This is a genomic window from Pseudomonas quasicaspiana (assembly GCF_021147825.1).
In the GTDB taxonomy this organism is placed as follows: Bacteria; Pseudomonadota; Gammaproteobacteria; order Pseudomonadales; family Pseudomonadaceae; genus Aquipseudomonas; species Aquipseudomonas quasicaspiana.
The window spans coordinates 1-21,129 of the sequence record NZ_JAGTPI010000086.1 but is presented as its reverse complement, the minus strand read 5'-3'; the positions used below and the strand labels follow the sequence as shown (position 1 = coordinate 21,129).

Annotated in this window: 16 protein-coding genes; 8 read left to right on the top strand and 8 right to left on the bottom strand. The window is 56.3% G+C overall.

The window, feature by feature from the left end; translation table 11 throughout:
* The first annotated feature begins 723 nt into the window (after positions 1–723).
* On the top strand, positions 724–975 hold the full coding sequence (locus KDX30_RS27785; RefSeq protein WP_099494442.1) for a DUF2790 domain-containing protein: 252 nt from the start codon (positions 724–726) through the stop codon (positions 973–975).
* Positions 976–1,051: 76 nt separating this feature from the next.
* Here KDX30_RS27785 and KDX30_RS27780 read toward each other — a convergent pair whose 3' ends face one another.
* On the bottom strand, positions 1,052–1,978 hold the full coding sequence (locus KDX30_RS27780) for a LysR family transcriptional regulator (RefSeq protein WP_099494441.1): 927 nt from the start codon (positions 1,976–1,978) through the stop codon (positions 1,052–1,054).
* Positions 1,979–2,199: 221 nt separating this feature from the next.
* On the opposite strand from KDX30_RS27780, the gene KDX30_RS27775 reads away from it, so the two are divergent.
* From KDX30_RS27775 to KDX30_RS27765, 3 genes are read left to right on the top strand one after another with little or no spacing between them, the layout of a single operon-like run.
* Positions 2,200–3,636: an NAD-dependent succinate-semialdehyde dehydrogenase gene (locus KDX30_RS27775; RefSeq protein ID WP_099494440.1), complete on the top strand. Its 1,437-nt coding sequence runs from the start codon at positions 2,200–2,202 to the stop codon at positions 3,634–3,636.
* An 11-nt stretch (positions 3,637–3,647) separates the two neighbouring features.
* A complete protein-coding gene (locus KDX30_RS27770) occupies positions 3,648–3,980 on the top strand; it encodes a carboxymuconolactone decarboxylase family protein (protein ID WP_099494439.1) in 333 nt (110 codons plus the stop codon).
* Positions 3,981–4,982, top strand: coding sequence for an NAD(P)H-quinone oxidoreductase (locus KDX30_RS27765; protein WP_099494438.1), 1,002 nt, complete (start codon positions 3,981–3,983; stop codon positions 4,980–4,982). It abuts the gene before it with no gap.
* A 211-nt stretch (positions 4,983–5,193) separates the two neighbouring features.
* Here the strand turns inward: KDX30_RS27765 and KDX30_RS27760 are convergent, their stop codons facing one another.
* A complete protein-coding gene (locus KDX30_RS27760; protein ID WP_406644015.1) occupies positions 5,194–6,057 on the bottom strand; it encodes a fimbrial protein in 864 nt (287 codons plus the stop codon).
* 415 nt (positions 6,058–6,472) lie between these two features.
* On the opposite strand from KDX30_RS27760, the gene KDX30_RS27755 reads away from it, so the two are divergent.
* Positions 6,473–7,012, top strand: a complete 540-nt coding sequence (locus KDX30_RS27755; protein WP_099494436.1) for a hypothetical protein — start codon at positions 6,473–6,475, stop codon at positions 7,010–7,012.
* 74 nt (positions 7,013–7,086) lie between these two features.
* On the opposite strand, the gene KDX30_RS27750 is transcribed toward KDX30_RS27755, so the two are convergent.
* From KDX30_RS27750 to KDX30_RS27725, 6 genes are all read right to left on the bottom strand, one after another.
* Positions 7,087–8,715, bottom strand: coding sequence for a methyl-accepting chemotaxis protein (locus tag KDX30_RS27750; RefSeq protein ID WP_099494435.1), 1,629 nt, complete (start codon positions 8,713–8,715; stop codon positions 7,087–7,089).
* Positions 8,716–8,829: 114 nt separating this feature from the next.
* Positions 8,830–9,261, bottom strand: coding sequence for a hypothetical protein (locus KDX30_RS27745; RefSeq protein WP_143523327.1), 432 nt, complete (start codon positions 9,259–9,261; stop codon positions 8,830–8,832).
* Between the two features lie 343 nt (positions 9,262–9,604).
* Positions 9,605–9,982 carry a type 1 fimbrial protein gene (locus KDX30_RS27740; protein WP_099494433.1) on the bottom strand — a complete coding sequence of 126 codons (378 nt, stop codon included), beginning with the start codon at positions 9,980–9,982 and terminating at the stop codon, positions 9,605–9,607.
* Positions 9,983–10,086: 104 nt separating this feature from the next.
* Positions 10,087–13,719 carry a transporter substrate-binding domain-containing protein gene (locus KDX30_RS27735; RefSeq protein WP_099494432.1) on the bottom strand — a complete coding sequence of 1,211 codons (3,633 nt, stop codon included), beginning with the start codon at positions 13,717–13,719 and terminating at the stop codon, positions 10,087–10,089.
* Positions 13,720–13,726: 7 nt separating this feature from the next.
* On the bottom strand, positions 13,727–14,434 hold the full coding sequence (locus KDX30_RS27730; protein ID WP_099494431.1) for a response regulator transcription factor: 708 nt from the start codon (positions 14,432–14,434) through the stop codon (positions 13,727–13,729).
* Positions 14,435–14,608: 174 nt separating this feature from the next.
* Positions 14,609–15,829 (bottom strand): EAL domain-containing response regulator, encoded by a 1,221-nt coding sequence (locus tag KDX30_RS27725; RefSeq protein WP_099494430.1) that lies wholly within the window; start codon positions 15,827–15,829, stop codon positions 14,609–14,611.
* A 319-nt stretch (positions 15,830–16,148) separates the two neighbouring features.
* Between KDX30_RS27725 and KDX30_RS27720 the strand changes: the two genes are divergently transcribed.
* From KDX30_RS27720 to KDX30_RS27710, 3 genes are all read left to right on the top strand, one after another.
* Positions 16,149–16,754: a fimbrial protein gene (locus KDX30_RS27720; RefSeq protein WP_034154082.1), complete on the top strand. Its 606-nt coding sequence runs from the start codon at positions 16,149–16,151 to the stop codon at positions 16,752–16,754.
* 68 nt (positions 16,755–16,822) lie between these two features.
* Positions 16,823–17,572, top strand: a complete 750-nt coding sequence (locus KDX30_RS27715; protein WP_099494429.1) for a fimbrial biogenesis chaperone — start codon at positions 16,823–16,825, stop codon at positions 17,570–17,572.
* A gap of 218 nt (positions 17,573–17,790) precedes the next feature.
* Positions 17,791–20,238 (top strand): fimbria/pilus outer membrane usher protein, encoded by a 2,448-nt coding sequence (locus KDX30_RS27710; RefSeq protein ID WP_231678076.1) that lies wholly within the window; start codon positions 17,791–17,793, stop codon positions 20,236–20,238.
* The last annotated feature ends 891 nt before the right edge of the window (positions 20,239–21,129 follow it).

The window sequence follows — 21,129 nt, the reverse complement described above, 5'->3', positions numbered from 1 at the left end:
GACAGCGGTCGCTTGCCGATGTCCGCTTATCGCCGTTTCCTGCCACGACTGACCAGGTTGCCTGTAAAAATCCCACTTCAGACGAAAGTCGCTTTCCATCAAACGCAGTCTCTCGATTGCAGCTATGTAGTTTACGGCGATCATGAACCTACCTTGGACGCCAAACAGCCGGCGAATTTGATTCCGCAAATAAGTGTCCAACCCTTGATTTCAAAGGCCTCCAGAGCATTAATGAATACTGCCTAGCGGAAACGAATACAACTTAAGACATTGAAATACAAGGATTAATCTTCGGACTTGAAAACCGTCGACTGTAACAGGTCCATGAGTTCGAATCCCATCGCCTCCGCCATCTTTATACGACAAAGCCCTGATTATTCAGGGCTTTGTCGTTTCTGGCATTCAGGAAATTGGCACATCTCTTTATGGATCGTTTCCGCATCTTTTCGGTCATTTCCGCAACTATGCCCTTCCGACACTGCTGCGTCCCCCTCAAATTTAGTTGATTCGACCTAGAAACTCGGGGGCATGTAGCTGCCATTAATAGGCAGTTTTCGTCCAAAAGTGCACGGCCACAGAGAACAAAGTCCGAACGTCAGACACCTCACGATTGTGTTCGGATTTGAGAAAAGTCTTTCCCTGATCCGTGCCTGTTTCCGCAAAACCCTCAAGCCTAAAGTTCGTCCTGCCAGCAACATCACACTTACTTTAGGAAATCTCATCATGAAAACGGCAATGATCATCGTCGCACTCTTGGGCTTCAGCTCTGTGGTAGCAGCACAGGACGGTTCTGCAACGACTAAACAGGTCGAGCAATATCGCTACGATACCCACCTGGATGTCGCCAAGGTCATCTCTGAAGACCCGGTGCCGGATGTTTGCGCAGTAGTACCGACGCACATGACCTATCAGGATTCGCAAGGCAAACGCCACGTACTGGCCTATAACGTCATGGGCCGTTGCAGCCAGGGCTAAGTCAGGTGTTCGCCGATCATTGCGCCTCGGAGAGTGGTCTCATCGAGGCGCAAATACCTTTTTGCCCCACAGCGGTTCAATCGATAAGTGCTTGGGCCGTGGCTGCCAGCTGACTGCCAACCCGATCTTTCAGCGTTTCAATAAACCGGGTGATTTTTGCATCGACAAACTGCCGAGAGGTATAGACGGCGTACACGTTACGCTCATAGGTATGGTAGTCAGGCAAAACCCGCACTAGCTTGCCGGAACGCAAATCATCGATGGCCGTGAACCCGGCCAGCAGGCCAATCCCCGCGCCCTCTCGAACGGCCAGCGCCATTGCATCCATATCGTTGACGCTGAAACTTGGCCCTGTCGGGACAAATGTCGCGTCCCCCGCCTTGCTCTTCAGCTGCCACTCATCCCGCACATAGTCGACCGTACCCAACAGCAGACACTGATGATCACGCAAGTCTTCTGGCGTCTCCGGGGCCGCATGCCGCGCCAGGTAGTCTGGCGACGCCACCAGCACACAATGGCTGACACCGATTTTTTGGCTGACATACGCCGAATCGGGGAGCGCGCGGGCGATCAGGATCGAGACATCCAGTTGGTCTTCCAAGAGGTTTGGCATGCGTTGCGAGAGCAATAAATCCACCGTCACCTCCGGGAATTGCTGGCGGTACTCCAGCACGGCCCCCGTGACCAGGTGCCGGGCCAGCCCAGGAACGCAATGCACCCGCAGTGTTCCTCGTGGTTCCAGGGCGGCATTGCTGGCTTCGGCTTCGGCACTCTCCAAATCAGCGAGAATTTTCGTGCAGCGCTCATAGAACCGTCGCCCGGCATCGGTGACCGACAGGCGTCGGGTCGAGCGTTGCAACAGGCGCGCGTCGAGTACGTTTTCCAGCGCAGAGACAGCGCGCGATACGTTACCGACCGTTGAGTCCAGATGATTGGCCACGGCAGTGAAACTGCCCATCTCGACAACCTTTATGTACACCGACATGTTCGAAAGCTTATCCATCGCGACCTTCCTGTAGATCTGACGCTCACCCGTGATAACGCGCATATTTTCCGGATGCTACACGTTCGGCTCGCCGCTCGATATTACCTCTGGCGACAACAATGATTCCCTTTGGCCCGTCTAAATCAATGGGCACTCCTTCCATAGACTTGGTTGCACAGGCCGCCTGAACTGGCGCCGGGTTTCATCCGAATCCCTGACAACCAACTGAAGGGCGCATCATGAAAACCTCCTACGACCCGCTTTATCTTTTCATCCGTGGTGAATGGATCAGTGCCGAAGGGCGCGATACTGCCGCCGTCGTCAACCCGGCAACCGGCCGGGAAATCGGCCGCGTCCCACTCGCCTCCGCAGGCGACCTTGATCAGGCCTTGGAAGTGACTCGCCTGAGCTTCGAGCAATGGCGCCAGACCGTGCCTGACCAACGCGCCAAGATCCTTAAGCGTGCCGCCGACCTGATCCTCGAGCGTGCACCGCAGATTGCCGCGCAGATGACCTTGGAGGAAGGCAAGCCGCTGAACGAAAGCCTGGATGAAGTGACCCGTGCGGCGGAGTATTTCGAATGGTTCGCCGAAAGCGCCCGGCGTATCGATGGCCGTGTGGTCCCGGCTAACCGGCCAGGCGTGCTGCAACTGGTCAAACGCCAGGCCATCGGACCGGTGGCCGCATTTACACCATGGAATTTCCCGGCCATCACCCCGGCACGCAAGCTCTCGTCAGCACTGGCCGCCGGTTGCAGCGTCATCCTCAAACCGGGTGAGGAAAGTCCCTCCACAGCACTGGCCCTGGCGCGTGCACTCGATGATGCAGGATTGCCCAAGGGTGTGCTGCAAGTAGTCTTCGGCGTACCGGATCAAGTGTCCAGCCATCTGATCGCCTCGCCGATCATTCGCAAGGTGACCTTCACCGGCTCGGTGCCCATCGGTCGTCTGCTGTCTGCACGCGCTGCCGAAGGCGTGAAGCCCATCACCCTTGAACTCGGTGGGCACGGACCGGTGCTGGTGTTCGAAGATGCCGACATTGAAAAAGCCGCCGTTGAGGGCGTCGCCAACCGCTTTCGCGGCACCGGGCAGGTGTGCATTTCATCCACTCGGTTTCTGATCCAGCGTGGCGCCTATCAAGCCTTTGTCGATCACTTTGTCGCGGCGACCCAAGCCCTGAGAATCGGTGACGGCCTGCATCCGGACACTCAGGTCGGACCGTTAGCCAACCCAAGGCAATTGGCAAAGATGGAAGAACTGGTCGCCGATGCCGTCGAGAAAGGGGCACGGGTATTGGTCGGTGGCGAAGCTTTGTCAGGCGAAGGCTACTTCTTCCAGCCCACGGTTCTGGCGGATGTGCCGATGAACGCCCGCGTCATGCACGAAGAACCCTTCGGCCCCATCGCCGTGCTGATGCCGTTCGATGAGCTGGCGGATGGGCTGCAAGAAGCCAACCGCCTGCCCTACGGACTCTCGGCCTACGCGTTCACCTCCAGCGCGCGCACGGCCATTGATGTCGCCGACGGATTGGAGGCCGGGATGATCGGCATCAACCAATACCGCATCGTCGCAACCGAGCTCCCGTTCGGCGGCATGAAAGAAAGCGGTCACGGCTCCGAAGGTGGCATTGAAGGCATCGAGCACTATCTGACCCACAAATTCATCAGCCAGGTTTAAGGAACTTGCCCATGTCCAAGCTCAATTTCAGCAGTCCTCGCGAAGCCGCGCGCGCGTTTACACCCAAGCTGGCGCAATTCGTCGATTCAACGCTTTATCCGCAGATCTGGAGTGACCCGGCGCTGTCCCCGCGCGACCGTAGCCTGATCACCGTGGCGGCATTGATTGCCGCTGGACACTCGGAAGAGTTGCCTGCCCACTTACGCCGCGCGACTGGCAACGGTGTGACCCACGACGAACTGGCGGCAGCGATCACGCACCTGGCTTTCTATGTGGGCTTTCCTGGCGCCATCACTGCTTCTGCTATTGCCAACGCCACGTTCAGCGAAACGGAGAACAACTGAATGAAAGCCATCAACATCAGAGAATTCGGTGGGCCAGACGTCCTCGAACTCGTCGAAGTCGCCAATCCTGAAGTGCGGCCTGACGACCTGCTGGTGCGTGTCTATGCCGCCGGGGTGAACCGTGCGGATCTGACGCATCGAACCGGTGGGTACGGCCATCCGAATTTCGGCGACTCGCTGATCATCGGCCTGGAAATCGCCGGCGAAGTGATCGGCAAAGGTAACGCGGTGACCGGGTTCGAGGTCGGAGATCGCGTCATGGGTGTGGTCGGCGGCGGCGCCTACGCCGAGCAGGCACGCATCGATTACCGCATGGCCATGCACATCCCTGCGCAACTTGACTATGTACACGCGGCAGCCATTCCCGAGGTCTTCGTCACGGCCCATGAAGCGATGATGCACCTGGCTCGGCTCAAGGCTGGCGATTCGGTGTTGATTCATGCGGCCGCTGGCGGCGTCGGGTCTGCTGCGGTGCAGTTGGCTTACGCCACCGGCGCCACGGTGTATGCGACCACCGAAGGCAGCAAGTTGGCGCGTGTCGAGCATTTGGGCGCTGACGTGGCGATCGACTACAAGACCCAGGATTTCGCTGAGGTGATCGCCGATAAAACCCAGGGTCGCGGCGTCGATGTGATCATCGACTTTATCGGTGAGCCCTACTTCGCCCGCAACGTCGCGTCCCTTGCACGCGGCGGTCGCTTGGTTCAGGTGGGAATTCTCGGCGGTGGCGGCAACGTCACAATGGCGCTGGAGGACATTCTTTACCGCCACTTGCAAATCATCGGCACGGTGATGAAGTCGCGCACGCAACCGGAGAAGCACGACATGATCAAGCGCTTCCGCGAGCACTGGCTTGATCGCTTCGAGGGGGCCGGAAGCCTTGAGCCGGTTGTCGATAGCACGTTTGCGCTAGCGCGGGCTGCCGATGCGCATCGCCGGATGGAGTCTTCCGGGAACGTCGGGAGAATCATTTTGACGATGCAGCCAGAAGACTTGGTTTAAACGGGTCGAATGGTCGATTAAAAGCGGTGCCGTTGATGGGCACCGTTTTCTACCTATGCATGGACATGCATAAGTGTTCCGGCTTTGTCGACCTGTCCCGTACTGTCGACAACCAGCTTCTCATGCCTTTCTTTGAAAGTTTGACGGGGTGCTGCCCAAGCCTTTCGACATTGCGGTGATTGTGGCTAAGGTGAAGAAGCTGTTGGCCTCCTCATAGATACTCAACGACAAAGGCAATTTCGGCATTGGCATTGCCCGCTCGCATTTGTGCATTGGAAGGCTCGATGCGCACGAAGCGCGCTTGCAAGTCTACAGATGCATTCCCGCCTTCCGATGTAGGCGCTTTCGTTATGTAGTTCTGATTCAGCTTGAGTGGCTTCCCGTCTCTGAAGCGCATCTGCAATGCCAAACCTCTGGCAGTGGAGCTACTGTTCAGATTTACCATGCCAGTATTAGCGTCCCACGCAGGGCTGCCCGCAGTGGGCGAAAAGGAGTAGCGGAAGTTGTTTATTCCAGTAGGACAGTTTTTTATACTGAGAAAAAAGTATTGCTCCTTGGCATAGGCACCGTTCTTCGGGAAATCGCTCAAGTTATAGCTACCCATATCAACTTTTACATCGGGTGTTTCGCAAGACTGTGAGACCACCCGCGTGCCACTTGTATTCAATGCAAGTGGCTCGATTTCAGCAGCGACAAATTTCCCTAATTGGCCTGAGGGTATCGTCGCACTACCGGAAATCTCCCCCGTCTTTACAAGCCGCAAGATGTGCTCAGTGCCATTCCACCCCCAACCGCCAGCGGCGTCGGAGTCACCCGGAAAGCCTTTCCATACTTTGCCCGATGGCGGTCGAACCCATTGCCAGCCGATGCCGGTATTTCCAATGGGAAAAGTCTGCGCGCCCGCCTGGGTGGTGCCCACAGAATTGCGCACACCTTCATTGTGTACCGCAGAGCACCTGAACGAACTGGGAATGGCTCCCAGGGTCACGATTGGGCTTTCATAGATAACCGTGCCGTTCGGCGTGTCCCGCGGCACCGAGATCGTGGCCGGAAGGACAACTCGGAGGTTGCCCATGGAATTGTCGGGATAAAATTCGCATACCGCCGCCGTTGCGTTTGACGACAGCATGTACAAGAGCCCGACAATTAATATATGGCATAACTTCATAACACTCCCTCTGACTCTGCGTTGCATGCAAAAAACTGAATGATTGACGATGGTGCGAATATTTAACCGGCAGCAAAATCACCATAAACGGAGCGAAAAGATAATGAATAAATAACACTTGAGCAAAAGGTTTATTTATTCAACAACCAGACAATTCTCATAGACTTATAGCCAACTAACTAAATTCGGAATATCTATAAAAGGCCAAGCTGAACACCTTCCTTATCAGCGCAAATAACCAACAACCAATTTAAGACTCGTCTTAAAGGCACAACGGAACTCTGCCATTACACTGGCTTCTCTTGATAGGAGAAACGATTCCGTGAGAGCCCTCGATACCCTCAATAGCGCAAAACCCCAGAGCAACGCCGCCATCTACTGCCTGACGATTCTGGCACTGGCGCTGATCGCCATGACTGTCGTCGCCGGTCATGAGCTCAACAATCTGTTTCCACTCAAGGCCGTGGTGCAACAACAGGAGGCCCAGCTCACGCAGCGCGCCGAGGCTATCCAGTCAATGAGCGCAGAACTCAAGCGTCTGGCAGAACAAAAGCAGGCCCTGGAAACCGACCTGGTTACTGCGAAGGAACAAGCGAAGGCCGCCGAGGCGGCAAAGACCGAACTCGAAAACACTCAACGCGCAGCGCAAACCAGCGCCGCGTTAGAGGACGAAGACTCACTGTGCGCGATCATTGAGCAAAATATCCGGCTCGTCGCGGACCAGCTCAATCGCGACGATTTCTTCCGCTTGCGTGATGAGCGCGAAGCTGATGCTGAAGCCGTACTGGAAAGCTATGAAAAACAACTCGCCCACTGCGTTGAACAGCTGACGGCACAAACCGCATTACCAACACAGAAATGAGCCTGCACTCGTTGCGCAATACGATTGATCGCGGACCGAAAAAGCCCTGGCAATCAGGGCTTCCCGTCAACTTTTTAAAGCTTGAATTCCTTGGTCAACTTATTCAGCGAGGCCGCCAATTGCGAAAGCTCCGCCGATGCAACTGCCGTCTGTTTCGAACCATCTGCGGTTTCGCAAGACAGGTCGCGAATGCTGATCAGGCTTCGATCCACTTCGCGCGCAACCTGAGCCTGCTCTTCGGCAGCGGTCGCCATCAGCAGGTTTCGTTCATTGATAAGATTCAGAGAGCCAGTAATGTCGGTCAGCACTTCGCCGGCGATATTGGCCATCTCAAGTGTTCTTTCCGCCTGAGAGCGGGTGTGGCTCATGGACGTAACTGCCCTGCTGGTGCCCGACTGAATAGAGCTGACCATGGATTCAATGTCCTCGGTCGATTTCTGCGTACGCTGCGCCAGCCCTCTCACCTCATCTGCAACCACGGCAAAGCCACGGCCCGCCTCCCCCGCCCGCGCTGCTTCGATGGCCGCGTTCAAAGCGAGCAGATTGGTTTGTTCGGCGACTTCGCGGATCACGTCCAGCACGCTGCTGATATCGCTCGCCATCGTAGAAAGCGCCTGCACTTCTGCCGAGGTGCTATGCACGCTGGAAACCATAAGATTGATTGCCGCGACCGTTTCGCTGACTTGGGTTTTGCCGGCAATGGCTGCGGCGCTTGATTCCGACGTCAGTTGCGAGGTCGATGCGGCGTTGTCCGCAACCTGTTCCACCGCTGCACTCATTTGAGTCACGGCGGTGGCGGCCATTTCGATTTCATGACTCTGACGCTGAGTGATACGCGAAATATCTTCGGTAACGCCGTGCATGGCTTCCGAGGTTTCGGCCAACTGCGTGGACGAGTCACGGATCATGATCAGCGCATCACGCAAACTGGTTTGCATCGCCGCCAGTGACGACAGCATCTGCGCCGCCTCATCGGAACCATCCAGCGCGATGGTTTCGCTCAAATCGTTGGCAGCGATGCATTCCGCTACCCTCAGCGAGCCTGCAATCGGCACCGTCAGGCTGCGCGTGTACAACACCGCCAGGGCCAAGGAAGCACCGATGGCAATGATAATGAACACACTGACGATCAACAGCGTGTGTTCGTAGACATTGTCGGCCTGCTTGCCCGCTTCATATGCTTCGATCTCGTTGAGAGCAATCAGCTTTTTGAGCGCGACCTGCACGCCGTCCGAGGCGGCACGCATCTGATTCTTTGACAGCGCAATGGCCGCTTCAAGCTGCCCTTTTGCCACTGTTTCAAGGTATTGGTCCTGCGCCTGATCATTGACTTGTTGTGCTTTGGCGAACGCCACGAACGCCTCACGCCCGGCGTCAGTTGCCAGCAGATCAATGAGCGCTCGCTGATGATTTTTGATGAGCTGACGCGACTGCTGAATGTCCATCAAGGCCTGAGCCTTGCGCTCAGGGGTTTCGATAGGGTTGCGCAGGCGGGCGTTATTGCCCTTGATTTCGATGAACTCACGATCCAGTTGGCCGAGCAGCTTGATGCTTGGCACGATGGTCGTCTCAACGTACGTTTCTGCTTTGTTGAGTAAATCGACTTGCTGCAAGGCGATCAGTCCGATCGCGATAATCATGAGACAGAACAAGCCAAAACACAGCGCCGAACGCGGCGCGAGATTGAGTTTACGAAGCAGCATGATGCTTACCTTAGAGTGTATTCAAGACAATGGGGCAAACGGGTGGGCAGCAAAGCAGGCGCTGGGCAATAGCACCTCAAAGCACAAGCGGATTAACGCGGGAAGGCGCAACAGCTAGCGGTTTGCACCTGAAGGAAGCGTGGAATCGGATGAGGCCGGCTCCGCCAGCTCCTTGAGCGTCGGGTCGGCCAGCATCAGAAAATCCGCCAATCGCGGCAGATCGATTTTCGAGACCAGACGCATCCAGCGTTGCGGATGCGGGTTGAAAAAAGTCTTCGACCACTGATGATCATCACTGGGGTTGAAAATCAGCAGGTGACGAATCAGCGGGTTTTCCCCAAAAAAATCGAGCGGATCCATCGCCATCTCGTTGAGCAACTCAGCATTGACCACGACCAGGCTGAGCCGTTGGGGGCAGTAATACGTCAGTACTCTCAGGTCACGATAAGTACAGACGTTCACTACGCTGAGACAGCCCAGCTTGTTTAACTGTTGTTCAATCGACAGACCTCTACGCACGTCGTTATCGGCGATCAGGATCCGCAAGGATCGACTTCGGTTATTTTCAAGAAACATCGGACACCTTTGGCAGCTCCATTCTTCCTTTCAAGAAAATAACCAAGGGCCAACCAGTCCGATATGAGACTTGTCTCAAAATGAGCACGGGGATCGCTGAACGAAAACCACACTTTGCTGACAAGCCCGCGCTAGCGGGGCACGGCATGGTTCAAAGTCTTTGGAGGGAGGGAGGGATTTTGCAGCGGTGGCGAGCGGCGCGATGCTAGAAGCGCGGGACGGTTGTGTACGAACCAGACAATTCTCATTATTAACGCCCCTTGTTGTCAGTAACCTTGAAACAAGGGGCGCAAACTCATTCTTTCTCAGTCCATCAAGGTAGCGTCAGCGTCACGACGTAATTGCCAGTCGTTATCTGATGGCCCTTGTTGTCCGTGAGCAGCAAACGCTGGTCGTAATATTTTTCCTGCTCGTGGGAATCGGCAATCATCTTCACGAACACTTGCTGGCGCGGCTCACCCCGCCCTGCCGCACTGACGTTAGTCACCGAGAATATCTGACCGGTGCTCGCCTGCGGACAATCAAGCAGCTCGACAGAAGCATGGCTGGCGCCACTCGCCGTGCAACTTGCCTCAACAATCCGTCCACTGAAGCGAATCACTCCGCTGACGGGCGCAGACTGGGCCGCGCTGACGGTGTCAAAACCCAGCAGGCAAAGACAGGCAATCAATAAAGGACGTCGAATGATCATCGCGAAACTCCATGGTTATTAACCAAGGTATCGCCCGTTGCAAAATGATCTTTAACGTCCCCTTCAATGCAGGGCCAGTCAGCAGGGCCCTGCGTCAATACGGATTACAGCTCGACCCGTTTGATTTTCTTGATCAGATCAGCCTGCGCATGCTCAAGCTTCAACGCGCTGCGATTGATATCCAGTGGATCGATGACCGGCGCTTCGCACTCGGCCTCAAGGTCGTTACACGCCTCGATGACCTGATGCTCGGCGACGATGCGCGCCGCGCCCTTGATCCGATGTGCCAGGTCAGCCAACAACCCGGGATCGCTTTCGGGTATCAGCGAATGCAGCTCCTCCAGATCCTTCTCACAACTCGACAGCGCCTCGCGCAGCAGTTCTTTCATCATGTCGAGGTCGCCTCCGGTGAGCTCGTTCAGACGCTCGCGAATCGATCCCAGCTCCTTGTTACCCGTCGCAGGCGGGCTCTCAACTGGCTCGGTTTCGACATCTTTTTCCCAGCCGGCAAGCAGGGTCGACAAGGTGCTGAGGCTGATCGGTTTGAACAGACAGTCATCCATCCCCGCCTCTCGGCATTTCACTTTTTCTTCCGGCTGCGCGTTGGCTGTGAAGCCCAAGACGATACACGGCGCGCCACCACTGTCGCGTTCGTCCTGGCGGATGGTGCGGGCCAGTTCATAGCCGTTCATGACCGGCATGTTGCAGTCCGTGATCACAATGTCGAACGGCTCAGAGCGCCACAATGCCAATGCCTGCGCACCATCGGCAGCATCACGCACCGCCTGACCAAGAAAACTGAGCTGCTGCGTCAGTAACAGGCGGTTGGCGCTCTGGTCATCCACTACCAGAATCCGCAGCGTCGGCACTGGCTTGTCCTGGACAACCGAAACAGGCAGCACCTTGCCGCCGAGCGGGCTGAGGATATTGAAGAACAGCGACACTTCCAGGCAGGTGCCCTTGCCCAAGGTACTGGTTATATTCAGTCGCCCGCCCATCAGCTCGCACAACGAGCGTGAAATCGCCAACCCCAGACCGGTGCCGCCCCGGTTCGAGGGGCCGTGATTGGCTTGCGAAAACGGCTGGAACAGGTTCTGCAGATCAGCGCTGGAAATGCCGATGCCTGTGTCCTCGACTTTCAAGTCGACCTGCAACCGTTCGTCAGCAAGGCGTTGGCCGCGTATCGAGACGCTGACATGCCCGGTATCGGTAAACTTGATGGCATTGCCGACCAGGTTCGAGAGCACCTGCTGGAAGCGCATCGGATCAACCAGTACGTCACAGCCGACAGTGGCGTCGATATCGAGTTTCAATACCAGGCTCTTCTGCCTGGCCAGGCCGTCGAACACCCGCGCCACGGACTCCACCAGTTCGCGCAGGTTGGCGCGTTTCGGCGAAAGACTGACGTGCCCAGACTCGATGCGAACCACATCGAGGATATCGCCGATCAGTTCCAGCAGGCCTTTGGCCGAGTCGTAGGCCACCTCAATCGCCGGTCGATCGAAGTGGCCCTGCTCGGCGCGCTTGAGTGTGAGTTCAAGCATGCCGATCACGGCGCTCATCGGCGTACGGATTTCGTGGCTCATGGTCGCCAGGAATGTGGTTTTGGCGCGGCTCGACTCATCGGCCAGCTCTTTCGCCGAACGCAACTCTTCGATCAGTTCGCGGCGCTCGCTGATGTCGATCCAGCCGCAGATCACGCCTCTGACTTCGCCCGTCGTGTCGTGATAAGGCTGGATCCAGTGATAAATGATCAGCCGCGTTTCACCGACATGCAGCGTGCGATCCACCTCGTAAGGTTCGTCCCGCTCGATGACACGCAGATAGTCATCGTGAAATTGCAACGCTTCCTGGCGATTGCGCTTGCCGCTTTCGAGCACGGTCTTGCCGATCACGTCCTTTTCCAGCAGGCCAAACGTTTGCAGATAATTGTTATTGCAGGTGACAAGCCGACCTTCCCGATCGCGAACGTAAATGGGATGCGGCGTGCCGTTGATCAGCGCCCCCATGAACTTCAGTTGATCGCCGAGCAAGCGCTCTGCCCGACTGCGCTCGCGGATCTGCCGGCGAATATAGAAATTCCACGCCAGCGATCCGAGGATAATCAAGAAAGCGCCGGCGCTGATCTGGTAGATCAACGTCTTGTAATCGCGCCATGACAAGCCCGAGAACGCAGCAATGGGGCGCCAACGGTTGAGGATTACGTCCAGCTCATCGGGTGGAATGCTCAGCAGAGCCTTGTTCAGAATGCTGACCAGTTCGGTATCGGCACGTCGGGCGGCGAAGGCGAGAAAACCCTTGTTCATGCCGACGATGTTGGAGATGCGCAAACTGTCACTGTAGATGTGAGCGATGTAATAGCGCGCACTGTGCAGCGTGGTAATCATCGCGTCTGCTCGCCCATCCTTCACGTCAGCCAGAGCGCCGAGCACTGTCTCGTTGTCGACAATTTCAATGTCGGGATAATCCTTGAGCAGCTCACGCTCTGCAGAGCTCTCGGGGACGGCGACGCGCTTGCCGCGTAGCTCCTGCAGGCTTGAAGGCGCGCCAGCTTCCTTGGCGGTGACGATCACAAAGGGACTGGCGAGGAACGGGTGGGTGAAACGCATACCGACTTCACGGGAAACGGTTGGCGTCAGCAACGAGATATCGGCGCTGCCATCAAGCAGGCGCGTGCTCAAGCTGGAAAAACTGTCGGTGCGCTCTACATCGATCTGCAAACCAGTGCGCCGCTGAATCAGTTCCAGCAGATCGGCGCCGATTCCGCCAAAGTTGCCATCGCCATCAAAGAACGCAAATGGCGCTTGGTCGTCATTGATCACGAACCGCGCGACCGGGTGCAGCTCAAGCCAGCGTGCTTCGCCGGGTGTCAGATCGATACGTTTGGGTGTCAGTGCCCCGCCGCCACCGGACCAGCGCTTGGTGATTTCGGCTATCTTGCCCTCACCCATCGACTCAATGACCGAGTCGATCAGACGCAACAATTGATCATTCCCTCGGCGCAGGGCAAAGCTGAAACCGTTGGTTTGCGTTTTGACGAAAGAGTGCAGGCGCACATAGTTGAAGTAGTTGAGGTTGATCAGATAGTTGCTGGACACCGTGTCGCCCAGAAACAGATCGACTTTGCCAAAGGCCAGCGCAGCCAGTGCCAACTCGTTCGATGGGAAAAGTACGAACTCGGCGTTGGGATACAACCCATGCAACTGACTGGATGGCAGGTAATCATCGGCAACCGCAATACGCAAACCGGCCAGATTGGCCGGCATCGGTCGCCGATCATCGCCGCGCATGAACATTGCCGGCACGTCTTCGACATAAGGTTTACTGAGCGTGACGAGGCCGTCGATCAACTCGAAACTGTTGGAGCTGCCCAACATATCGATGTCGCCGCGCTCAAGCGCCGCCATGGCGTCGCGACGGTCGGGATATGCCTTGACGGTAACTTCGACATGCAGGGCCTGACCGATAATGCAGGCAATGTCGGCGGCAATCCCCTCATAACGCGTACCGCTGGCGGTCATGACATAAGGCGGAAAATCCGGAAGCGCCGATCCCAATACGAGGCTGCGTTTCTGCCGTAGCCAACTCCAGTCTTCATTGCCCAGATCAACCTGCACTTCCTTGCAGTCTGATCGACCGAACACCTGCAGAGTTCGCGGCTCTGCTGCCCACAACGACCCGCTACCGACTACGAAAAGCACACTGACGAGCAAAACACCGCGCAACAGATGAAACATAAGCGTGTTATCCCTGGTTATCGGCTGTCAGGCTGTGCTGCAACTTGAACAGCTCTGCATCACCACGAATGCCAAGCTTTTTGAAAGCGGCCTGTTTTTGCCCACTGATGGTTTTGCGACTGCGCGAGAACTTCAAAGCGATCTGCGTCACCCCCATACCCTCGAGGCAGCAGCGCAAGACTTCTTTCTCTTTCGGCGAGAGCAAAGGATTGCTCAGGAAATCGTCGCCGTGCGCCACGCCGTCATCATTGGCACCAGCAGGCTCATCGACCGACACAGGCAGCACATCAAGTTCGAAGGCCATTGCCGGCGACAGGTACAACTGGCCGGACGCTGCGCAGCGGATGCCAGTAATCAGGTCATCGACTGGCTGGGACTTGCCGAAGAATCCGCTGACACCCGCTCCGATCGCCATGTTCACTACCGCCGGGCGCTCTTCGGAGGATGAGACGAGAATGCGCATGCCCGGATATTGCTTGCGCAGCAGGCGAATCAGATTAAGCCCGTCCAGCTCGCCATCGTGCAGCTTGTAGTCGAGTATCAGCAGGTCGATTTCGGTCTCGCGCAATCCAGCGAGCAACTGCGCACTGCTCGAGTACACGCCCACGACACTGAATTCGGCTTCGCGCGTCAGCCGCGATTTCATCGCCAGACGTATGAGCGAGTGATCATCAAGGATGGCAACGCGTAACGGATTCACGACTGACCAATGCATGAGCAACTCCATGATGAGGAGGGTGGAAGGATCATCAGCACTTGGCAACCGCAGCCGATCCCGGGCATCACCGGAGCATTCAGGTGCATCTGGTTGATTTCTCGGCACATGATGATTGTTTTGAAGACGTGAAGAAATAGGGCTTTGTCCCAAAAGTCAGACCGCGCGCACTCATCAAAGGTCGGACGTGCCTATTGCGCGGCGCCAGGACGACTTTTGACCCTCGAAACGCCAATCAACCAGGTGCGCCCAATTCATGGGTCGGGCATAGAAGAAACCCTGCCCCCACTGGCAACCGAGTCGAGCCAGGTGATGGACCTGATCTGCGGTTTCAATGCCTTCTGCGACCACTCGCATGTCCAGCTCGCGCGCCAAGGCCAGTGCACCGTGGATAACCGCACTGTAGCGAGCCTGCTGGAAATTCTGCACGAAGCCGGCGTCGAGTTTGATTTCGTTGAACGGCATCTGACACAGTCGCTCCAGCGAAGAATAGCCGACACCGAAATCATCAATCGCCAAGCTAAAGCCGAGCATGCGCAGACGCACCATGTTTTCCATGCTGATCTCGGGCATCTGCAGCAGACCGGTTTCCGTCAGCTCGAATATGAGCCCGGCTGGCGAGGCGCCGTGAATGCGCAACAGCGCCTTGATCCGGTCGACAAGATTCGGGTTGGCCATCTGCGTGACGTCGAGATTGAAGGCGAGCTTGAACGGCTTGCCGTGGGACTGCACGAAACGCTGCAGACTCAGTCCTTGCGTGAGCAGGCTGAAAAACATTTCGTCGAGCAGCCCGCAACGCTCGATCGTTGGCAAGAACATACCCGGCGAAAGTAATCCGCGACTGGGGCTTTGCCAGCGCACCAGCACCTCGGCGCCATCCACCTCACCACTGCACAGATGAAACTTGGGCTGGAAGTAAGCGCGAAATTCCTGCCGGCGTATCGCTTCCAGTACTTCGTTCTCCGTAGGCTGATCGAGATGACTTTCCGCCACTTTGGCCTCGACCTGGCTGTGCGGCCGATAGCGAGCCAGCAATGGCGCCAGCACATCGACCATCAAGGGCTTGCCGACACTGCCAAGCAATTCCAGGCCCTGAAGCGTGACAATTCGATCAACCGTGCGTAACAAGTCTTCAGGCAGTGAACTGCAGATGATCACTGCGCGAATCAATCCGGCCTCTCTCGCCAGGCGCAGAAAGGTCAAACCATCCATCCCGGCCATGCTCAAGTCACACAACGCAACGTCCACACCTCCTACCTGGGAGATCACAGCCAGCGCATCCTTTCCGTCAGCCGCCTGAAAGATATTTTTGTAACCCAGACTGTTAAGCGCGCTGACCGCAGCCGTGCGCTGGAAGGCGTGATCTTCCAATACCAATATACGAAGCGTGTTCACAAACCGGGAACCTCTTTCTATCAGCCATTAATAGCGAAAAGCCTGAATCATCTTCCAACAGAAAGATTGCTCACAAACTTTGCATTGACTGAGAATTTCTGCATCCGCGAATACTAATCAAATAGAGCTCGCGCGACTTTGAGAATTGTCTCATTTAGTCCGCTGTACTTTACTGAGAATATAAATACGCACTTCCGATATTGCCGCCTTGTTCGCACTTGCCACGCTTTAAGACAAATCTCAAAGACCAATCGCCATCACCGACCTAGCATGGCCTGGCATTTCAATGCAGCACTTCACAATAACTTCGGATATAAACATGAAAAAGTTCGCTTTCGCAGTTCTCACTCTTTCCGTACTGGCTGCCTCCACTGGCGCACTGGCTGAAGAAGAAGCCGCTAAAGCCGTCAAGGGCGGCAGCGGTCAAATCAGTTTCACCGGCGTCATCAACAACGACGCGTGCTCGGTAGATGGCGCTTCGGGTAACGACAAGATGATCGCTGTGGACATGGGCAGCGTATCGATCAAAGACATGGGCACCGATTCTGCCCCGGGTGCTGGTCGCGTGGCTGCCAACGATTTCAACCTGAAAGTGAACTGCAACGCCGGCACCAAGGTGTCGATGCTGTTCAAACCAACCGTCAACGGCGGTTCGGGCCTGGTTGATGGCAAGAAAGTTCTCAAGCTGCAAGGTACTGATGCGGCCAAAGGCGTAGGTATCGCGCTGCTGGACAGCAACGGCCAGTTGATCGACCTGAGCTCCGAAGCCACTGCCAAAGTACAGACCAGCCTGACTGGCGACGGCACCACTGGCGGCGACGGCACCCTGTCGTTCGCAGCCGCTTACGTCACCACCGGCGACAAGACCACCGCTACTGCAGGTACCGGTAACGCCACTCTGCCGTTCGTTCTCGAATACGAATAAGCAGCACGCAAGACCTGGACGGGGCCGCTGTGCCTCGTCCTTCCCGACCAGATCAATCGGTGAAAACTATGTTAAGTCGCTATTTTCCGCTGTGGCTGGGGCTTGCCGGGGTGTTGATGACACACTCGGCATTCGCAAGCATCTCCTTGAGTTCCACCCGGATCATTTTCGATGGCGCGCACAAAGAGGCGAACGTCACCGTGCGCAACGGCGGGCAAACCATCCTGGCGCAATCGTGGCTGGATGCCGGCGACACGGCTGGCAGCGCGCCGCCATTTGCGGTGACTCCACCGCTGGCCCGACTCGAACCCAATCAACAGCAACTGTTGAGGATTCTCTATGAAGGCCGCGGCATGCCTGCAGACAAAGAGTCAGTGGTGTGGCTGAACGTGCAGGAAATCCCTCAGGCCAGCGCTGCCGATGTCAATACGCTGCAACTGGCGGTGCGTCAGCGCATCAAGGTGTTCTTCCGCCCGGACGGACTCACCGGTGACGCTGCGCAAGCGCCAGTGCAACTTGTATGGCAATTGGTCACGCAAGCTGGCAAGTCGGTACTGAAAGTAAAAAATCAAAGCAATTACCACGTATCGCTGGCCGACCTGAAAGTCGCTGCTGGAAATAAAGCGGAACTGGTGATTGATTCGACAATGATCGTTCCGGGCGAAGTTCGTTCGTTCAATTTGAAAGCGTTGCCATCCGGTTCTCCACGCCTGACTTTTTCGGCCATTAATGATTACGGCGCACAACAACGATTCGATGCACCACTCAGCGCTACCGAAAGTCATGCCGAGCGCGTGAAAGATGCATCCGCCCAGTAACTTCCTCGCCCCACCCCGCCAATTTACAAGCTATTTACGAGTTCCGGACTCCGGTTGAAGCAACACGGACTGATAAGGCAAATTGCATGTTCTCCTCCCAACACCACACATCTTCAAGTTGTGTAAAGCATCACGTTGCGCGCCATAAAAGCAAAACGGCGTTGGGCTGCCTGCATCCATTGTGCTTTGCCATCAACATGGCCATTTGTGGCTTCGCCATGGGTGCCGAAGCCCCGGCCGCGGTAGCGGGTGAAGCTTTCAATACCTTGTTTCTTGAAGGTTCATCGGCGGTCGATCTGCAACCCTTGTTGAATGCCAACAGCGTTCTGCCGGGCCGATATCGCGTTGACGTGTTCAGCAACGGCACACTGGTCGGGCGTCGCGACGTTGATTTCGCGGCCAACCCGCTCAACGGCAAAGTCGAGCCACGCATCACCCTGGAATTGTTACAGCAGTTGGGCGTGGACATGCGCAAACTGCGTGAGCAAGGGCTGGTTGATGAGCAACAACCTGCTGATCACTACGATCTTGCGGCGATGATCGAGCAAGCCAGTCTCAGTTTTGACGCCAACCGCCTGCGCCTCAATATCAGCGTGCCGCAGGTCGCGATGGCGCGTGGCATGCGCGGCTTTGTGGACCCAGAGCTTTGGGACGATGGCGTGGCCGCCGGGTTCATCAACTATCAGTTGAGCAGCACCCGCAGCAAAACCGATTACTCGACGCAAATCTCGAATAATCTGGGGCTGCGCAACGGCATCAACTTCGGTTCCTGGCGCTTGCGTAACGAGTCCAACCTGAGCAGTGCCACCAGCCGGCCCAATCGGTTTGTCAGCAACCGCACGTTCATCCAGCGCGACCTCACGGCGATCAAGGGGCAACTGAGCGCGGGTGAAATCTTTTCCGACTCAGACCTGTTCGACAGCGTGCGCTACCAAGGCGTAAAGGTGGCCTCTGATGAGGGCATGCGCGCAGACAGCGAGCGCGGCTATGCGCCGATCATTCGTGGCGTTGCTGAAACCAATGCGAAGATCGAGGTCCGCCAGGATAACTACATTCTTTACACCACCAACGTCCCGCCGGGTCCGTTCGAGATCAGCGATATCTATCCATCGGGCTCCAATGGTGATCTGGAGATCACCATTGTCGAGGCGGATGGTCGGCGCAAGGTCACCCGGCAGGCGTTCTCCGCCTTGCCGACGATGGTGCGTGAGGGACAGCTGAAGTACAGCCTGTCGAGCGGCAAATTCAACAACAACAGCGAAGGCTATGACAAGCCGGCCTTCCTGGGCGGCACTTTCGCCTACGGTTTGACCAGCAACCTGACAGGCATTGCCGGCATTCAGGCCAGCAACGGTTTCAAGGCGCTTTCAGTTGGTGCGGCGAAGAACACTTCGATTGGCGCGATGTCGCTGGACCTCACGCAATCGTCCAGCAAGGCATTTGGCAAAACGACCCAGGGCAGCAGCGTACGCGCGCTCTATGCAAAGACCTTCACCGGCACCGATACCAGCTTCACCCTCGCAGCCTATCGTTATTCGACCGAGGGTTACCGCACGCTGACCGACCACGTTCAGGACACCAGCACCGGCGCTACGCGGCGCGCAGGTAACGCCAAAACCCGTACCGACCTCACGGTCAACCAGACCCTGGGCGAAGCGCGCCAGTACGGCTCGCTGTACTTGAATGCCAGTGATCAGCGCTATTGGGATCGCGGTGGCTCGCGCAGCTTTTCTGCCGGTTACAACAATAATTGGCGCGACCTGAACTACAACATAAGTTTGAGTAAAACCGAGGAATTCGGCACACGCGGTGACACCACTCACGACACTCAATTGAGCGTTTCGATCTCATTCCCGCTCGGATCGACACCTCGCGCGCCTCGTGCCTATATTTCCAGCAATCATCAGAACGCCGGCACCAGTACGCAAGCCGGGATCAATGGTTATCTGACTGAAGACAGTGACACCTACTATTCCGTACAGACCGGCCGCAGTGTGCAAGGTGATCGCTCCGGCTCACTGAGCCTGAGTACCCGTACAGCGATGGGTGATCTGGGATTGGGCTACAGCCGAGGCAGCGGTTATGAATCACAGAACCTGAGCGCGGCCGGATCGATCGTGGCCCACGCGGGTGGAATCAACATGGGCCAGACCGTCGGCGAAACATTCGCACTGGTGGAAGTGCCTGGCATGTCCGGGGTCGAAGTCAGCAGCTACTCCGGCGTGAAAACCGGCCTCAACGGCTATGCCGTCGTTCCAAATGCACAGCCCTATCGCGTGAACTGGGTGACGCTGGACACACGAAATCTGGGCGCTGAAATCGAGTTGGACAACGCCACTCAACAACTCGTACCGAGACGAGGTTCAGTCGTGCTCGCGCGCTTCGAAGGCAGCAAAGGGAGACGGATCCAGTTCGAACTCTACGATGCCGAGGGCAAACCCCTCCCATTCGGAGCCGTATTGATGGACGCCGAAGGTAAACAACTGGCGCTTTCCGACCCCACCGGCAAGGCGTTAGCGCTTGTTACCCAAGATCAAGGCATTATCACAATCAAGTGGCAGGGTAAAAGTTGCCCCGCCCCTTACAAGCTTCCAGAAAGGCTAAAGGATTTGAACTATGAGCATTACAGGCTTACTTGCTCACCCAGCCTAGACACATCGAAATAACACGTTCAATTCGTTAGTCTTAAACATCAAGGCTCTGATTTATTCAGAGCCTTGATGTTTCTGGAGCGCCAAGCTATGGCCCATAAAACAGGACAATTCTTATATCCACATGCAAAAGTCTCATCACTATAAAAGGGGTAGCGAGCACTAACACCCGACCGTGTGATTTTAATAGCACCAACGGCCTATAGGCGAGAAACAAAGAGCATTAGCCCGCCGCCGATAGCCGCCCAGGCACGGGCCAGCGCCTCTTCGCGCGCCGCAAAGCGACGAGCCGAAGGTACGTAACCCGCGCCAGTGACTAGTCATTAGCAGCTGCCGGGCGGGCGGGATGCCTTCCTTGTTAAAATCTTAAAGGGGATTTTGCACTTCCTCTGTGGAATGCACAGGCGTCGATTGTTCCGGTGCTTCTTCCTCTGAAAATTGCGCTGTTTCTTCAGTCATTGCTCTGCCCTCGTTCTGGTTAATCGTGCGGCATCGACCGAGGGCAGGCAGATTCAAACTCGCACTTTCTCCGTCTCGGCGAACAAGTGACGCACGCGGGCCATGGCAATGAGGTCGGGATCGTCTGCCCTCGGCGCAGCCGGTAACCATCAGTACCTGCTGGAATGCCTGACATTGCTGCTTTGACTGATGACGCTCAAGCAGTGGGACATCACGCTGTTGCTGCATCTACTCAATCTGCGCGTAACGCCTTACCAACAGAAGGCGCAAAATCACACTAGTCGAGCTTCGTTTCAGACCTATTACGACCAAAAACACTTGTGCGGCTCAGCCGCCTCGCCTTCCAGCATCGGCCCCAACACACTCATAAATGTCAGTCTTGCTGCCGAGACGAAGAAAGCACCTTTCTAAACTCGAGCTAATGCTCATTAGGGAATGACGGCTTTT

Coding starts and splice junctions, on each gene's coding strand:
- KDX30_RS27780 (WP_099494441.1), bottom strand. CDS start 1,978: ATGGATAAGCTTTCGAACATGTCGGTGTACATAAAGGTTGTCGAGATG.
- KDX30_RS27770 (WP_099494439.1), top strand. CDS start 3,648: ATGTCCAAGCTCAATTTCAGCAGTCCTCGCGAAGCCGCGCGCGCGTTT.
- KDX30_RS27735 (WP_099494432.1), bottom strand. CDS start 13,719: ATGTTTCATCTGTTGCGCGGTGTTTTGCTCGTCAGTGTGCTTTTCGTA.
- KDX30_RS27715 (WP_099494429.1), top strand. CDS start 16,823: ATGTTAAGTCGCTATTTTCCGCTGTGGCTGGGGCTTGCCGGGGTGTTG.
- KDX30_RS27710 (WP_231678076.1), top strand. CDS start 17,791: ATGGGTGCCGAAGCCCCGGCCGCGGTAGCGGGTGAAGCTTTCAATACC.
- KDX30_RS27785 (WP_099494442.1), top strand. CDS start 724: ATGAAAACGGCAATGATCATCGTCGCACTCTTGGGCTTCAGCTCTGTG.
- KDX30_RS27775 (WP_099494440.1), top strand. CDS start 2,200: ATGAAAACCTCCTACGACCCGCTTTATCTTTTCATCCGTGGTGAATGG.
- KDX30_RS27740 (WP_099494433.1), bottom strand. CDS start 9,982: ATGATCATTCGACGTCCTTTATTGATTGCCTGTCTTTGCCTGCTGGGT.
- KDX30_RS27765 (WP_099494438.1), top strand. CDS start 3,981: ATGAAAGCCATCAACATCAGAGAATTCGGTGGGCCAGACGTCCTCGAA.
- KDX30_RS27720 (WP_034154082.1), top strand. CDS start 16,149: ATGAAAAAGTTCGCTTTCGCAGTTCTCACTCTTTCCGTACTGGCTGCC.
- KDX30_RS27750 (WP_099494435.1), bottom strand. CDS start 8,715: ATGCTGCTTCGTAAACTCAATCTCGCGCCGCGTTCGGCGCTGTGTTTT.
- KDX30_RS27730 (WP_099494431.1), bottom strand. CDS start 14,434: ATGCATTGGTCAGTCGTGAATCCGTTACGCGTTGCCATCCTTGATGAT.
- KDX30_RS27760 (WP_406644015.1), bottom strand. CDS start 6,057: ATGGGCAACCTCCGAGTTGTCCTTCCGGCCACGATCTCGGTGCCGCGG.